This is a genomic window from Novosphingobium sp. Gsoil 351 (assembly GCF_009707465.1).
Classification (GTDB): Bacteria; Pseudomonadota; Alphaproteobacteria; order Sphingomonadales; family Sphingomonadaceae; genus Novosphingobium.
On sequence record NZ_CP046120.1, the window covers coordinates 1,295,285 to 1,310,348 of the forward strand.

The following is a 15,064-nucleotide window of genomic DNA, read 5'->3' on the forward strand; positions in this document are numbered from 1 at the left end:
TCCTCCCGGGAAGCATATGCGCGCTTCCGCTCCGAGTTGTATAACTAGGTGGTCTAGGATGCACAAGCCGTTTTTGAGTTTTTCTGCAAACTACGTGATAAGGATTTTTTCAGAGAGAGTCGGCACGTCGGCCAACGCGCGAAGGACGTCGTTGAGATGGGTACATCCCATAGTGCCGGGCAACGTGTTAAGCACGCTGTCGCGGAACTCTCCGAGGGGCTGGCCGACCAGCCGCCCGACTTTGATTGACGCGCCGGGGCATTCGCGAAAGGGCAGAATCAACGGTAGAGCCTGGATGGACGCTAACGTCATCGTGTTTGGATCAATTTCCGCATGCACGCGATATTCATGAATGGCGGTGCGAGTGCCGCTCGGGCTGCTTCCACTATCCTGGAAGCCGATATCAGCGCGTAGCAAGACCCCGTCACGGAAAAGATCGATCCGTCGGGCACGCCGCATTTGCGGGCCAAATTGGGTCGCCAACTCATGCCAGCCTTGTGGGTCGTCGGGGTTCTCAAGTGGACCGACCTCCGTCCGGCTCTGGCTGCCGTGCACGACCTGGCCGTCTTCGCCAAGCGAACTTGCGCCAGTGGCAAACCCGGTGCAGATGTTTTCCATTGCCCCGGTGCGGCCTGCAACCGGCTGTTTGCTGCCCGTGCCTAAGTCGGCTTGCCAGTTCTCGACCCATTCGGACCAAATCCATCCGGCAACGAGGCTGGCCCCGGCAAAATCGTCCAATAACTGGAATTGCGGGGTGCCACGCAAGTCACCCATGGTCGCCTTGAGCGCCTCGCGACTGGCGCCGCCAGCGCGGACCCCGACCATCTCAGCGCTGCGGGGATGCGGCGGATCGACGACGATTTCCAGAATCTCACGGCGAGTCGATGCCGTGATGCTGAAGCTAGCATTCGCAAGCTCTACGGCCGCGCCGTGCGAGGTCGTCAGCAAATCCCGCGCGCGTCCGGTCATTGTCCATGGCTGGCCCCGTCCGTCAGGCCAGTGCGAATCAATCGATGTCGTGCGCCGCACCGAGCCGGGGCGGCGGAGTGGGGCGGGCCCGGCGGAGCGGCGCGCCCAATCGAACTGGGGAGGCACACTCATCTACCGACCTCCGCCCCGAAACCGATTGGGCGCTTTGGCTGCAGATCAGGGCGCAGCGTCAAAGCCATTCCGCCAAACGCAGTGGACTGCCGTGCGGGCCCGTGGCGAAGCTTCGCTTGCTGCACACTATGACCCCCAAAAACTAACCAACGGAGATGAGACGACATTTTCATGCGTTCCTCATGTTTTCGCAAAGAGCATCTGCAGTCCCTGAGCAGATGGTTTCATCGACGCGGTTCGCGGGAAGTCATCGACAATGCGAAACCGCACCGGCACCTGGTACGGCAATAGGCGCGTCCGGAGCCATTGACGCAATTCGGCTTCAATCGGCGGATTGGCCGAGTCGCGGGGAATCACGGCAGCAACCGGCACGGCGCCAAGACGACCGTCGGCCACGCCAATCACCGCCGCCTCGCGCACCGACGGATGCGCGTTGAGTGCTTCGGCCACATCTTCGGGATGAACCTTAAATCCACCGCGTACGATTGCATTGTCCGCGCGTCCGCGAATGAACAAGAAACGGTCAGCGTCGATTACGGCCCGGTCGCTGGTCCGCAGCCAGCGCTCTCCGCCGATCGCGTACCCCGGTCCAAGCTGTTCACCCTGAAGCTCCAGCAGGCCTTCGTCGCCGGGAGGTAGTGACTTGCCGGTTTCCGGATCCACCGTGCGCGCCCCAACGTTCGCGTGAAGACGTCCCGCCGCGCCGCGCTTTTGCGCCCAACACTCGCGGAAGGTATCGATGGTCCATCCGGCAACAGCTCCGGCGAACTCGGTCGCGCCATAGTTCGCGCAAACCGGGATCCCGAATCGTTCGTAAAACGTGTCAACCAGCGCAGGGTCGAGCGGCGCAGTTCCGCTGACGAGTGACGAAAGACTGGACAGATCGGCGGGATCGACATTGGCATCGAGCAGCATTCGCAACGCAGATGGCACCGCAGAAGCGACCTTGGGACGATTTCGGCGAACGGCGTCGACCCAGGCCGCCACTGTGAAGCGTTCGAGTAGCGCAATTTTCCGGCCCGCTACCAGGGCACCGATGCAGCCGTAGATTCCCCCGATATGGGTAAGCGGGTTGACCACCATCGTGACCCCTGAGCGGAGACGAGGAGGCTCGGCGATGTCGCGATTGCGCTCGTATGACGTGAATGCTGCAAAGCTCGCTTCAAAAGCTTGGCGGGTCAACGGCACACGCTTCGGTGTGCCCGTCGTGCCGCTGGTCAGCATCTCGATTGCTACCCCGCGCGATACCGGGATCGGGCCTGCGCGCGATGTTCGTGCTTGAACGGTGCGGACCCCCTCCAAGTGGGCCCCGATGATAATACTGGTGGTGCCCGCCTGGTCGAGCGCGCTCGCAACTACGGGACGCGCCGCATCGCTCTCATCGAGGATCACCACCGGCAGCCCCAGTGCGGCGATATCTTCTGCAAATCGTTCGTCTGGCAGGGCGGGATTAAGGCTGACGAGGCAATATTCGCCCCCGACGACCGCGAGGATCGCAGCGACATGACCAGGCCGGTTGCGCAAGGCGATGCCGACGCGAGCATCGGCGGGCAAGCCTAGCGCATCTTGCACGGATGCGAGGCCTTCGACGACTCGCGAGATCTCGCCCCACGTATAGTCACGGCCCCCAAAATCTATCTCCGCTCGCGAAGGGTCGAGCGACATGATCGCGCGCAGCTGCGCTGTGAACGCCGCCATCAGATCGCCAACCCGCTGGCAGCTTCGATCACATTGCCGGTGGCCGATACGGCCTTTCCTCTCAGGCATCCCATGCAGCCCCACTTGCCAACATAGTTCACTTAGTGCAATAACTCATTTAGAGGGTGCTTGATGGGACGAGACGGTGCGCGAGCCGGTCTACGAATTCGATTACATTGCCGACCCGGCCCTGCTCGCCGACTGCCATGCGCGTTACTGGCAGCTGCGGGACCAGGCGCCGGAAGTGTTCTGGACCAACGCCAACGGCGGTCACTGGGTTTGCAACAGCGCCGCCACGGTAACGCAAGTGCTGCGTCATCCGGAGTACTTTTCGAGCCGCTTTCTCTCGATCCCACCCAATCCGGGCCAGCCGCGGATGATACCCGAAATGCTGGATCCGCCCCAACACCGGGCATACCGACAAGTCCTGCGGCCGTTTTTTGAAAGCAAAGCAATTGCCCCACTTGAAACGCAGGTCGAAGAGTGGACTGAGCGCCTGCTCGGCGACGCGGCCGCGCGGGGTGAATGTGAATTTGTCGGTGCTATCGCATCGCGCCTACCGGTTGCGGTGTTCATGGAACTGTTCGGTTTCCCGATCAAGAAATTCGACGAGTTTCGCGGCTTAGTAGTTGATTTCTTTAGTGCGCAGGCCACGCCGGACGAGCGCAACGGGCTGGGCCAAGCCATCAGCGTCCATATCGCCGAATTGATCCAACAACGCATTGAAGCGCCTTGCGACGACATGATTTCGAAAATCATCGCCAGCGACTTCGTCGACGAAGCGGGGGTCCGCCGACTCGACTTCGGCGAGTTGATGTCGATCGGCTTCCTGATGTTCCTCGCCGGGCTCGACACCGTAACCAACGCGATGAGCTTCGGAATGCGCCACTTGGCGCACGATCGCGCACTTCAAGAAAAGGTGATCGCCGACCCAGGCGTTATCCCTGACCTCGTCGAGGAACTTCTGCGCCGCTACGCCTTCGTCGCGACCCCGCGCTACGTCGTCGAGGATGTCGAACTCGCCGGAGTGATCATTCCCGGGGGCGATCTCATCCTTGCTCCATTGCCAATGGTTGGCTGGGACAACCAGCTCAATGCCAAACCTGAAGAGGTCTCCGTCGAGCGCCCGTTCTATCGCCATGCCGCCTTTGGATCTGGCATCCACACTTGCCTTGGGCTCCATCTCGCGCGGATGGAGCTCGCAGTTTTCTACCGCCAGTGGTTCGAACGCATGGGCCGCTTTCGCCAAATCGTCCGCGGTGACGAAGGCTGCCGTGGCGGATCGGTCATGGCGCTCGAACGCCTTCATCTCGCGTGGGAGCCGAAAGGCGAAGACGGCGGATTTAGCCCCCTGCCGCCGCACTCAATACGATCGAAAGGATGAGTCACTTGACTACCAAAGCAACCCAATCGTCGGCTACTGCCACGGTGCCGCAAGTCCACCTTCACATCGGCCATGAGCGGCGAACATCGGGATCTGGCGGAACCCACGAACATCTCCACCCGGTCAAACAGGTCGTGCAGGCGACTATTCCGCTTGCTGGTGCAGCGGAGGTCGAGGAAGCCGTGCGCCGCGCCGAGGCAGCGCGGGAAAGCTGGCGGCGAACCGCGCCCGAAGTACGACGCGACATCCTCAATCGCATCGCAGACCTGATGCACGCCAACCGCGCCGAGCTCGCCCAAATGACTGCGCTCGACGGCGGCACCCCGCTGTTCGCAGGAGAGCGCGGGGTCGATTATGCGGTGGCGTGGTGTCGCTATTACGCGGGATGGTGCGATAAGACGTCCGGCGAGTTACTGAGCACCTTCGATACTCGCGGCGAGTTTTCTTACACAATGCCCGAGCCGATCGGCATCGTCGGGATCATCATCACCTGGAACGGCCCTCTGATATCTCTCGGTATGAAGGTTTGCGCCGCGCTCGCCGCGGGCAATTGCGTAATAGTCAAACCGGCAGAAATAACCCCGTTTGCGCCAGAGCTGTTTGCGCGGCTCTGCACAGAGGCAGGGATTCCTGACGGCGTGCTATCGATCATCCCCGGAACAGGGGAGGCGGGCGAAGCGATTGTCCGCCACAAGAAAATCCGCAAGATCAGCTTTACGGGAGGACCCATTACGGCGCGTCGGATTCTCGAAGCTTGCGCGCAAGAGATCAAGCCGACGGTGATGGAACTTGGCGGCAAATCCGCGAGCCTAGTCTTTCCCGACTGCGACTTGCAGGCGGCTGCCGAGCGCGCGGCGTTCTGGACTGTCGGATGCCTGTCCGGGCAAGGCTGCGCGCTGCCAACTCGGCAAATTGTGCACGCTGACATCTATGATGAGTTCGTCGCAAAGCTCAAGGCTGTTATCGAAGGCTTTAAAGTTGGCGATCCGTTCGAGCCGGAAGTGATGGTCGGGCCAGTCATCAACAAGGCCTCAGCTGACCGAATCATGGGCATGTTCGAACGAGCAAAGCGGGATGGCGCCGCGACCTTCCTTCTGGGCGGCGGGCGCTGCTCTGGGGCCCTTTCGGGGGGCAACTTCATCGAGCCCACGCTGATCGTCGATGCGGATCCCGATCATGAGATCAGCCAGGTGGAGATTTTTGGCCCGGCGATCGTGGTCTTGAAGTTTCACGATGAAGATGAAGCAGTCCGCATCGCCAACAACAGCGAATACGGTCTTGCGGCTTACATTCAATCTAACGACATCCAGCGCGTCCACCGTCTGGCAGAACGGCTCGAAGCGGGTGGCGTTTATGCCAATGGCGGAATTCAAATCAACGCGCACACGCCCTTTGGTGGCATCGGCATCTCAGGCTTCGGCAAAGAAGGCGGCAAGGCAGGGATCGATGAGTTCCTCCACTACAAGACGGTAACCGTGGGTGTCGGCACAGGAGTATTTTCATGAGCTTTTCAAATCGCGCGTTCCGTCTCGACGGCAAAGTTGCGATTGTTACTGGAGCGGGCGGTCGGGGGAACTCGATCGGGCGCGCCTATGCAATGGGTCTCGCCCAAGCGGGTTCAAGCGTGGTGGTCGCAGACCTCAATGAGGACGGAGCCAGGAGGGTCGCCAGCGAGATCGGAGAGCAGGCACTGCCAGTAAAGGTGGACATCGCAGATGAGGCTTCAGTCGCGGCAATGATGGCCGCGACGCAAGATCGCTTCGGTGGACTAGATATTCTGGTCAACAATGCCGCGTTGATGGTCGAGGCTGTGGGCACCCCGGCTATCGAAACGGAAATCGCCGATTTCGAACGCCTACTGAAAGTGAATCTGCTTGGCGCGCTGATTTGTACTAAGGCTGCGGTACCGTTTTTCGAAGCCCGCGGCGGAGGAAAGATCGTGAACCAGCTGTCGGCCGGAGCATGGCCGGCGCAAACGCCTTACGGCGTTAGCAAGATCGCTCTCCACGGCCTGACCATCACGCTCGCCACCGAGCTTGGCCCGCTGGGTATTAATGTGAACGCGATCGCGCCTGGAATGACCATGTCTGATGCGGGCAAGGCGCTAACCCCCGATGACAGCCCTTTCGTCAAGGCGGCGATGGCTCGCGTGGTCAAGCAGCCGCGCGGGCTGCCCGACGACCTCGTAGGCGCGCTGCTCTTGCTCTGCTCACCGGCAGGAGACTGGATCACCGGTCAAGCGCTCAATGTCGATGGTGGATTCGTCCTGCGCAATTGATCGCACGGGATGCCGAAACGATGGAACACAGCCTGGGTACGCGGGCAGGCGTCGCGTGGTAATTCAGCTGCTCGCCTCGCGGACCCGGCCAGGCGCCCCACGGCGCGTCAGGCAAGCTCGGCCTTGAGCACGCGGCGCAGAAGCTTTCCGGTTTCGTTGTAGGGCAATTCGGCGCGGAAAAACCAGGCCTCGGGAGTCTTGGTTGAGCGAAGCCGGGCGCGGACGTGCGCGGCGAGCACGTCTGCCTCGATGCCATCACCCCGGCAAACCACTGCGGCGACGATCTTTTCACCCCAGCGGTCGCAGGGCAGACCCAGCACGGCAACGTCGGCGACGTCGGGATGGGCACGCAGAACGTCTTCGATTTCGCCGGGCGAGATGTTTTCACCACCCCTGACGATTACGTCATCGAGTCGCCCCTCGACGTAAAGGTAGCCATCCTCATCGATCCAGCCGGCATCGTTGGTGGGAAACCAACCTCCGCTCGCGAGCGCCGATTTGTGAAGGTACTCTCCTGAAACCTGATCGCCGCGCACGAAAATTTCACCCGGAGTGCCAGGCTCGCAGCACTTCCCGTCGCTGTCGCGGATCTCCAGTTCGAGGGTGGAAAGCGGGCGTCCTACCGAGGTCAGCCGACGTCGGACTTTGGGATCGGCCGACGTGAATGCGGCACGGTGGTCCTCCCCATCGAGTAAGGCGATAGTCGAACTGGTCTCGGTGAGACCATAGGCGTTGACGAAGGACACTTGCGGCAACTTGGCCATGGCGCGCAGTATCGTGGCCTGTGGCATCCGCCCCCCGCCGTAGGACAACGCGCGCAAGTGCGGTAGGGTCTCGCCGGCGGCCTCCATCGCGTCAAGAACGCGGTCAAGCATAGTGGGCACGACCATCGCATGGCTGACAGCCTCACGCGCGGCAACGGCGACCCATTCCTCGGCCGAGAATTGCGACAAGTAGACAATCCGTCGGCCGCCATAGCAACCTGTCAGAACCGCCGAGATCGCGGCGATGTGGTAGGGTGGGACGCTCACTAGCGCCGCCTCGTCCTCGCTTGATGCGAGGAACTCGACCGTGCTCATCACGTAGCCAGTCAGGTTGGCATGGCGCAATATTGCGGCCTTCGGATCGCCAGTGGTGCCGCTGGTGAATAACAGAACTGCAATGTCCTGCTCGGACTCTTCATGGACATCCTCTTGTGGCATATTGGGCGCGAGGAAGCGGGTTTCGAAGGCGCTTCGCGTGATGACCTGAACTCCCGCGACGCCGGAAAGCCGCTCCGCCATATTGTCGTCCACGATCGCGACTGCGGGCGCACTGCGTTTCGCCAAGTTGCGAAGGTCGCCGTCACTCAACCGATAGTTGAGCGGTACGAACGCCATTCCCGCGTATCCTGCTGCGAACAGGGCGAGCGGCATAGCCGGACCGTTAAGCCCGACGTACACAAGGTTTTTAGCTCCGGTTCCCCTCATCTCGGAGCCAGCCGCTCGGGCGCCATTGCGAAGCCGAGCGAAATCGACGCCCGCGTCGCGGGGGCCGACGGCAATGCGCTCCCCCGCACGTGTCGGCAGCAAGTTCGAGGAGAAGTGTGGTTCGCATTGGCTCAGTCAGACGCGGGCAACGGCTTGGCGTCTTTTCGCGCAAGCGGGCGCCCCGCGAATGTAAGATCGCCCCTTCCGATTTTGGTGCAGAGCATCTCGACCCCGCTCTCAATGTCAGAATAGCGCTTGCCCACCATCGTGCCCTCGCCGTCGTGAGGCGCGCTCCCTGAGACACCGTCAGCGCTGCTATGGGCGCTCAGGGGCATTCCGCCGCACCCAAGCTGGCCCTGACCGGATGGCGGCCGGACGACGATAAATTCGCCGTTGCACACCGCGCACTTCCACCGCGATCCTGGCTTGTAGTCGCTCATATAATCGCTCCCTTAGCTTTCAGGCACCCAGCCGAAATTTACCGAATTGGCGACTGCACCGCATCTCGTCTCTCACCACTGGCTCATGGTCGCCCGCACAATTCCACTGGAAACATATTCCCATAGTTGTATAACTAGGTACTACAGGACTTTGAGCGAATGATCAAGGCAAAGGTGCCAATTCGCGAATATGACCACGCTGGCATGATATCATCAGAGGGCGGTATGGCCCATGGGCGCTACCGGTTGCCCGGGTGGCAATTGTTGGACCAGTACGCAGCGTGGAGTCTCTTCGCTTAAGCGCAGTCGTGCAGGCCACCCAAAAATTCGTTGCCGTCCGGCGCTAGCCGCCAATCGAATCTACAACGCGGCTCCCCTCGTCGCCACGTGTCCAGGCTTTATTGGCATTACGCAAATGTAGTCGCCAGTGCTCGACAGCGGCCTCAACATCCCCCGCCTCGATCAACTCGACGAGTTTGCAATAAGATCGATAACCAAGCTCTGCCGCCTTGTTCCGCTCTGCTGCTTTCCGTGGGTGTCGTTTTTCGAACTCGACCTGATGCTTGAGCGCTAGGTTCGACAACATCCGGTTGAGGAATGTGAGCGTCTTGAGATTAGTGCTCGCTACCAGCGTCCCGTGAAAGACCTCAACATGTTGAATGAACTCGTCGAAATGGCCATCCTCTATCATTCGCCGCATCTCGGCGAGCAGATTACGCAACTTGACCGTCGCGCTGCGGTCTTGGTCGGTCGTAAGCCAACGCACGACTGAAGGCTCGATCGCCAACCTCGCGTGATAAAGGTCTGCGATCGTCGTACCTTGCGACTCCAAGACGTAGCCCGCGTAGCGCGCGACAAGGTCGGCCGAGGGTTTGTGGACTCGAGCACCGGTGCGAGAACCCCGGATGACGCTTATTAGCCCTTCGGCCTCAAGAATCCGAAACGCTTCACGCAACGTCGGTCGAGAGATCCCAAGGGTTTCCATAAGCTGGCCCTCGGGAGGCAGGAATTCGCCCTCGCTGCGGTCGCCTCGGACGATCTGCCCGCGGATCTGGTCGGCAACGATTTCGCTTGTCTTTGGAACGCGAATGCGAGAGTTGGTCCCTTCTAGCTCGTTGCGCGCCACGTCGTGTCCCCTTGACTGCTGAGATACAGTTAGGGAATAACCTAGTGAACTTGGTTTTATAACTAAAGCTTTATTTGCGGTCCCAGCATTTATCGCGTTCAGGCATCGGCTGCGTCAGCCGCAAGCGTCGTCGGGCGACGAGCCGCCGTCTCGGCCCATGCAACCAGCCGCATTCGCAAGTCATGGGGCCGTCCCGTATTCGGCTATGTTCGAGGATCGGGACCCCGACCGAAGCAGGCTCAGACCCACCGTTTTTCAATCTCGGCCAGTCGCTCGCGCCATGGGCTTTTCGGCACCAGTGCGGCAAACTCGTCGGCGAGCCGCTCAATCAGGGCTGCCGTCGGCTCGACACCGTCAATAAGGCCTACGCTTTGACCGGCGCTGTAAAGATCAAGCCATGGGCGCACACCATCCGGCATTGCGGTCCGAATGCTCGGCAAGGTTGCGATGTCAAGGCCTGCAATTTCCAGCGAGTCCTGGATCCAGTTCGCAGGCACGCCGTTCATTGCCGCCGAAGTCACGATACGATCCACGCCCACGCGGGGGATCATCGCCCGATGCCCCGCAGCCACTCCACTCTCGGGCGTGGCGATAAAGCGCGTGCCCATGCATGCGATATCGCCGCCCAACGCCAGCGCCCCGGCCATCCCACGGGCATCGGCAATTCCGCCCGCAACGATCAGCAAGCCGCCCCAAATCCTTCGCACCGCCGGCACGAACGTCAGCGGGGTGATGAACCCAGTGTGGCCCCCTGCCCCGGAGCATGTCAGCATGAGGCCGTCGACCCCGGCCGCGATCGCCTTTTCGGCGTGGCGCAGCGTAGTCACATCCTGGACCACTCGTCCGCCCCAAGCGTGCACTCGTTGTACCATCAAACTAGGGTCGCCCAAGCTCGACAGGACCAGCGGCGCGCGATGCTTTTCGAGTAACGATAGCTTTGGGTCGTTCATCGCCGCGCTCGCGATGCGCGCGGGCAGGTTCACGATCGGGGGCGCGCGCGGGGACGCCTTCAGCACCTCAAGATAGCGTTCGAACTCATACAACGGGGTTGCACTTCCACCTTGCCAACCACCAATCGCGCCCGCTGTGCAACACGCGAATGCAAGAGGCACCGACGAGGCAAAACTCATCGGCGCGCACATCAGCGGCGCAGCTAGATTCTGGAGCACTAGGCCACTGACGACGCGTATTCGGCGTACGCCGCCTCAATTGCGCACGCGAGCGGCGCGGCATTGGAGATTTTCGCCGCATCCGTAATAACCCCCATGTCGAGGTTGGCCCCGCTGCGCCGCGAAGTAACGTTGAGGAAGCGGCCGCTGCCGATAATTGGAACAGGAAAGTTGTGCAGCTGGCGAAAGCCCATGAACAAGCGATCCCCGCCAGGTCCTGGCACATTGGAGACAGTAAGGTTTCCAGGCAGCACGCGCGTTCCGCCTGCCGTCCGCTCGGCAAAAGTCGCGCGGCGATCACGCGCGCCGAAAGGCTTCTCCAGCGCATCGAGGAGTGCCTCGTCGTAAGCGGTCCGGCGCATCTCTGCAGCCATGGACGCCTGGATTGCGCGCAACCGTCCCAGCGGATCGGTAATGTGCGTAGCGAGATGAGGGTGCAGCGCGACAATACGGTTGCCGAACGCGCCATGTTCGGAGCGGCGATAGCTGCGCGCCGAGTTCACAACCAATGGCGTTGCGGGAAGATCATCGCGCGCAATGAGGTGGTCGCGCAACGCTTGGCTCACGCAAGCTAGAAACAGGTCGTTGATTGTCGCGTCGAGGCGTTTCGCGGCGGCCTTGAAGCGATCCAGCGGCAGGCTGAGCGTCGCGTAGGCGCGCTGCGCCGAAGTGGGGCCCGAAAGGCGAAGGGTCGGAGTAACGGCACGGTCACCCTTGAACGCCTCGAGCGCGGCCAGCGCTGCCTTTCGCGCTGCCGATTGGGCGCTGCGAGCTGCAGCCTCCGCTGCAAAGCGGCGTTCAGCTAGCGCACGCCAATCGTCCGCCGACGGCAGCGTGACCTCCGCTGTCCGGCGAGGTTGCCGCGGTGACTCATCACTCAGCAAGCGAAGCACTTCCTGGAAGCCGATCCCATCAGCGACCGAATGGTGCATCTTGAAATATATCGCAGCGCGGTCTCCAGGCAAGTTTGGGAAGACATAAGCGAAGAAGGGTGGGTACCTGAGGTCGAGGCGTTCCATGTTATGCCCCGCGACCGCAGCGTACAGCTCAGCATCGCTTGCAAAGGGCCGATCATCGCACACGACGTGCGCATCCAGGTCCAGCGAGGCGACGTCCGCCCAGACATCGGAATCGAAGCCGTCGGGCGCGTGCTCCAGTCGCACCTGGATCGGAGTACCGGGGAGCCGCTCCCTCAGTTGGCGACGAAACGCCAAAACAAGTTGCCTCTTTTCCGCCTCCGGAACCTCCAGCACCAGCAACGCCCCAACGTGCATTGGCGAAGCGTCGGTTTCCGATAGGACCATAAAGTGGTCGTCCGGGCGCATCCGCCGAACTCCCGGGATCAGTTGGAGCGAATTGGTCGTCACCAGCCTGCCAACTCGGCCCGCGCGCGCGATGGTGCGCCGGACTTCCGAGCCAGGCACGATCGTAGACCGAGCGGCGGAACCAGTAGTTGAGGCCGTATTCCCAGGTGTAGCCGATCCCGCCGTGAGCGGCGATCGCGGCTCGCGTGGCGCGGGTATAGACTTCGCACAGATGCGCTTTTGCCAATGCGGCGGCGCGGCTTGCGTCCTGCAAATGCGCGTCCCAAGCGTAGGCTGCATACCAGACTAATGCCCGCGCCGATTCAACATCGAGCGCCATGTGCGCGAGCTGATGCTTGAGTCCCTGGAACCGACCGATCGGCTGGCCGAACTGCACGCGCTCCTTGGCGTACGTCACGCTCATATCGGTCACGCGCTGCGCTCCCCCCAGTGCGTCAGCGGCGATCAGAACGAGTGCAGCGTCACGGATACGCGCTGTGAGTGGATCGCCGCCGCCGCACAGGCGGTGAGACTTTGCTCCTTCGAACGAGACGCGCGAAACCGGGCGACTGAGATCCGTCGGGGTTAGCGGCTCAATCGTTACGCCTTCGCCCGCCTCGATCAGCAGCAAGCCGCCATCGGGGGCATCGGCTAGGAACAGCTGCGCCACGCGAGCGGATTGAACCAGCCCCGACCCTAGCGCCAACGTCGCAACAACCTCGTTCTCGGCAATTTGAGGAAGGAAACGACGGGCCTCGGGATTGTCGCTCGCGGTTACCGCCATTGCGGTAATTATCTGACCGATGACCGGCCCCGGCGCGGCGGCCTCGCCGATGGACTCGCAGACAAGCGCAGCATCGAGCAGGCCCAGGCCGGCCCCGGCCATATCCTCGGGCAAAGTAAGCGTGCCGATGCCCAGCGCCATCAAGGCTTTCCAGCTCGCGGGATCAAAATCCGCAGCGCCGTCAGCAAAGGTGTGCAGCTGCTGAATCGACCAGACGTCGGCAAGCGTACCTTTCACAGCTTCTTGGATAGCGACTTGTTCCTCGCTCGGGTGGAAGCGCATCAATGTTGCTCCGCATCCATCGCAAGATCGCGTGGAAGACCCAGACCGCGCTCGGCGATGATGTTGCGCTGGATGTTCGAGGTCCCCCCCGCGATCGAATTGCCTAAACTGCCCATGATCTGGTCGAGCCATTTGTTGGGCCCACGCGCCCCACCGCCGCTGCGTCCGCCGACCGCCCCGGGTTGCGTCAGCGCATCCTCTCCGATGAGCTCCTGCGCCAGCAGCGCAATCTCGTGACCGGTCTCGGTCAGCAATAGCTTCATCATCAACTGGAGGGGGCCGGGGTCGTCGCCAGCCGCTTGACAGGAAAACAGGCGAAAGCTGCTGTATCGATGAGCCATCACCCGGCCTTCGATCTCGACCAGTCTGTCGCGAACAAGAGGGTCGCCCGATCTATCCATCTCCTTTGCCAGTTCGACCAGCTTGCCGAACTGGCGTCCGAGCCCGTCGGCACCGCCGATCGCCGCCCGCTCGTGTTTGAGCGTGGTGCGGCTTACGTACCAGCCCTGCCCACGCTCGCCGACCTGCCAGGCGACGGGTGCCTCGGCGTCGTCGAAAAAGAATTCGAAAAATGTATCTTGGCCTGCCATGCCAGTCATCTGCCGGATCGGGCGGCGGGTCACCCCCGGCTGGTCGAGGTCCATTAGCAGGTACGTAATGCCGTCATGCTTGGGCGCATCCGGCTCGGTGCGGACGAGCATGAACATGTGGGTTGCCGCCCCCCCTCGGCTCGTCCAGATCTTCTGGCCATTTACAATCCAGGTCGTCCCGTCGGGCGAAAGCTCTGCCCTGGTCCGCACGCTCGCCAAGTCGCTTCCCGACCCGGGCTCGGAATAGCCCTGTCCCCAGACATAGTCGCCCTCGATGGTCTTGCGAATGAACAGCTCGCGTTGGTCTTCGGTGCCCTTTTCGAGCAGCGTCGGCACGGTCATGTTCACGCCGTTACCACCAACCTCGGCAGGTGCTCGTGCACGCCCGAATTCTTCTCGGATCACTTGTGCCTTGATGACGTCAACTGGCTGCTCCGAGCCCCCATAGCGTCTGGGCACCGAGCGATAAAGATAGCCGGCTTCGACCGCCTTGCAGCGAAAGGCGCGAATGTAGTCCTTAATCTCGCCCTGTGGGAGTTCTTCTGGCTGCCACTCTCTCGCCAGGAACTTGCGAACTTCGTCTCGAAATTCTTCGGCCTCGGTGCCGTAGCTCAGGTCCATCAGGGTTTGGCCTTGTGTTCTTCGCGCCAGATCAGCGCGCTGGCCTGCGTTGACAGGTTCATGTGAAGCGCCTCTGCGTCAAGCGCGGCTTCGAACGCCCAGTCTTCGGCGTTGTTCAGGTTGGCCTTCATATAACGCAGCCCCATCCGCGGTCCGTCGGCCAATCGATGGGCAGCGCGCATCGTCACCTCGCGCAATTCGTCGTCATCGATCAGACGGGTAAATATGCCTTTGGCGAATGCATCTTCTGCGCTCAGCTTCTCGCCCAGCAGGAACAACTCTCGAGCACGGCCTGTACCCAGAATTTTGGTCCAGAACCATGTCGAGCCAAAATCGCCGCTCGCCCCGATCCGGTCGAACGCAGTCAGGAACGTCGCCGATCTCGCGGCGAAGCGCAAATCGCAAGCCCCGGCCAAGCCAATTCCCGCGCCGGCTACTGGACCGTTGACCATTGCTATCGAGGGTTTGGGCATTTCGTGGAGCAAGCGGGCCGCCTCCATAAATCCGCGCAGTCGGGTGAAGCCCTGCTCCACGCGGCTGCCGATTTCGGAGTTGGGCGGAGCTACTGCTTTGTCGGCACCGCCCTCTTTGATGTCGCCGCCCGAGCAAAACCCACGGCCAGCGCCCGTTATCACAACGCAGCCGACCGAGGCGTCGCGCGCCGCATCCGCACAGGCGGCCGCCAGGGGGAGCCATCACCGCCGAAGTCAGGGCATTGAGGCGGTCGGGGCGATTGAGTGTAATCACCCGCACGCCACGATCGTCCTGAATCAAAACTTGGTCGGCCATTGCCTGCTCCAGCTGCACGCCCGAGAGCT

The 15,064-nt window shown here is 61.7% G+C and carries 11 protein-coding genes and 1 pseudogene; 3 read left to right on the forward strand and 9 right to left on the reverse strand.

Features of this window, described 5'->3' with window-relative positions; genetic code table 11:
* Positions 1 to 90: 90 nt before the first annotated feature.
* A complete protein-coding gene (locus GKE62_RS06180) occupies positions 91 to 969 on the reverse strand; it encodes a DUF2889 domain-containing protein (protein ID WP_195908624.1) in 879 nt (292 codons plus the stop codon).
* A 312-nt stretch (positions 970 to 1,281) separates the two neighbouring features.
* Positions 1,282 to 2,868 carry a class I adenylate-forming enzyme family protein gene (locus GKE62_RS06185; RefSeq protein WP_370516067.1) on the reverse strand — a complete coding sequence of 529 codons (1,587 nt, stop codon included), beginning with the start codon at positions 2,866 to 2,868 and terminating at the stop codon, positions 1,282 to 1,284.
* A gap of 76 nt (positions 2,869 to 2,944) precedes the next feature.
* On the opposite strand from GKE62_RS06185, the gene GKE62_RS06190 reads away from it, so the two are divergent.
* The 3 genes from GKE62_RS06190 to GKE62_RS06200 are packed head-to-tail and all read left to right on the forward strand — an operon-like array spanning position 2,945 to position 6,461.
* Positions 2,945 to 4,183: a cytochrome P450 gene (locus tag GKE62_RS06190; protein ID WP_154691480.1), complete on the forward strand. Its 1,239-nt coding sequence runs from the start codon at positions 2,945 to 2,947 to the stop codon at positions 4,181 to 4,183.
* The gene (locus GKE62_RS06195) at positions 4,180 to 5,688 is read left to right on the forward strand and encodes an aldehyde dehydrogenase (protein ID WP_154691481.1); all 1,509 of its coding nucleotides are present in this window, start codon (positions 4,180 to 4,182) and stop codon (positions 5,686 to 5,688) included. The genes GKE62_RS06190 and GKE62_RS06195 overlap by 4 nt, the downstream gene beginning before the upstream one ends.
* The gene (locus GKE62_RS06200; RefSeq protein ID WP_154691482.1) at positions 5,685 to 6,461 is read left to right on the forward strand and encodes an SDR family oxidoreductase; all 777 of its coding nucleotides are present in this window, start codon (positions 5,685 to 5,687) and stop codon (positions 6,459 to 6,461) included. The genes GKE62_RS06195 and GKE62_RS06200 overlap by 4 nt, the downstream gene beginning before the upstream one ends.
* 107 nt (positions 6,462 to 6,568) lie before the next feature.
* Here the strand turns inward: GKE62_RS06200 and GKE62_RS06205 are convergent, their stop codons facing one another.
* The 7 genes and pseudogenes from GKE62_RS06205 to GKE62_RS06235 all read right to left on the reverse strand — a co-directional run bounded on the left by GKE62_RS06205 (position 6,569) and on the right by GKE62_RS06235 (position 14,932).
* Positions 6,569 to 7,930: a class I adenylate-forming enzyme family protein gene (locus tag GKE62_RS06205; protein WP_370516068.1), complete on the reverse strand. Its 1,362-nt coding sequence runs from the start codon at positions 7,928 to 7,930 to the stop codon at positions 6,569 to 6,571.
* Between the two features lie 783 nt (positions 7,931 to 8,713).
* Complete coding sequence (locus tag GKE62_RS06210; RefSeq protein WP_154691483.1) at positions 8,714 to 9,496, reverse strand: FadR/GntR family transcriptional regulator; 783 nt, start codon at positions 9,494 to 9,496, stop codon at positions 8,714 to 8,716.
* Positions 9,497 to 9,735: 239 nt separating this feature from the next.
* A complete protein-coding gene (locus tag GKE62_RS06215; RefSeq protein WP_370516069.1) occupies positions 9,736 to 10,638 on the reverse strand; it encodes an NAD(P)H-dependent flavin oxidoreductase in 903 nt (300 codons plus the stop codon).
* A 26-nt stretch (positions 10,639 to 10,664) separates the two neighbouring features.
* Positions 10,665 to 11,990, reverse strand: a complete 1,326-nt coding sequence (locus GKE62_RS06220) for a wax ester/triacylglycerol synthase domain-containing protein (protein WP_154691485.1) — start codon at positions 11,988 to 11,990, stop codon at positions 10,665 to 10,667.
* Positions 11,991 to 12,072: 82 nt separating this feature from the next.
* A pseudogene (locus GKE62_RS18415) lies at positions 12,073 to 13,035 on the reverse strand (acyl-CoA dehydrogenase family protein); the annotation flags it as partial.
* Entirely contained in the window at positions 13,035 to 14,246 is a 1,212-nt protein-coding gene (locus GKE62_RS06230; RefSeq protein ID WP_154691487.1) for an acyl-CoA dehydrogenase family protein, read from the reverse strand. The pseudogene GKE62_RS18415 and the gene GKE62_RS06230, both read right to left, overlap by 1 nt.
* Positions 14,246 to 14,932: an enoyl-CoA hydratase-related protein gene (locus GKE62_RS06235; protein ID WP_154691488.1), complete on the reverse strand. Its 687-nt coding sequence runs from the start codon at positions 14,930 to 14,932 to the stop codon at positions 14,246 to 14,248. The genes GKE62_RS06230 and GKE62_RS06235 overlap by 1 nt, the downstream gene beginning before the upstream one ends.
* Positions 14,933 to 15,064: the final 132 nt, after the last annotated feature.

Coding starts and splice junctions, on each gene's coding strand:
- GKE62_RS06215 (WP_370516069.1), bottom strand. CDS start 10,638: ATGTGCGCGCCGATGAGTTTTGCCTCGTCGGTGCCTCTTGCATTCGCG.
- GKE62_RS06185 (WP_370516067.1), bottom strand. CDS start 2,868: ATGCCTGAGAGGAAAGGCCGTATCGGCCACCGGCAATGTGATCGAAGC.
- GKE62_RS06230 (WP_154691487.1), bottom strand. CDS start 14,246: ATGGACCTGAGCTACGGCACCGAGGCCGAAGAATTTCGAGACGAAGTT.
- GKE62_RS06195 (WP_154691481.1), top strand. CDS start 4,180: ATGAGTCACTTGACTACCAAAGCAACCCAATCGTCGGCTACTGCCACG.
- GKE62_RS06220 (WP_154691485.1), bottom strand. CDS start 11,990: ATGCGCCCGGACGACCACTTTATGGTCCTATCGGAAACCGACGCTTCG.
- GKE62_RS06205 (WP_370516068.1), bottom strand. CDS start 7,930: ATGAGGGGAACCGGAGCTAAAAACCTTGTGTACGTCGGGCTTAACGGT.
- GKE62_RS06180 (WP_195908624.1), bottom strand. CDS start 969: ATGACCGGACGCGCGCGGGATTTGCTGACGACCTCGCACGGCGCGGCC.
- GKE62_RS06200 (WP_154691482.1), top strand. CDS start 5,685: ATGAGCTTTTCAAATCGCGCGTTCCGTCTCGACGGCAAAGTTGCGATT.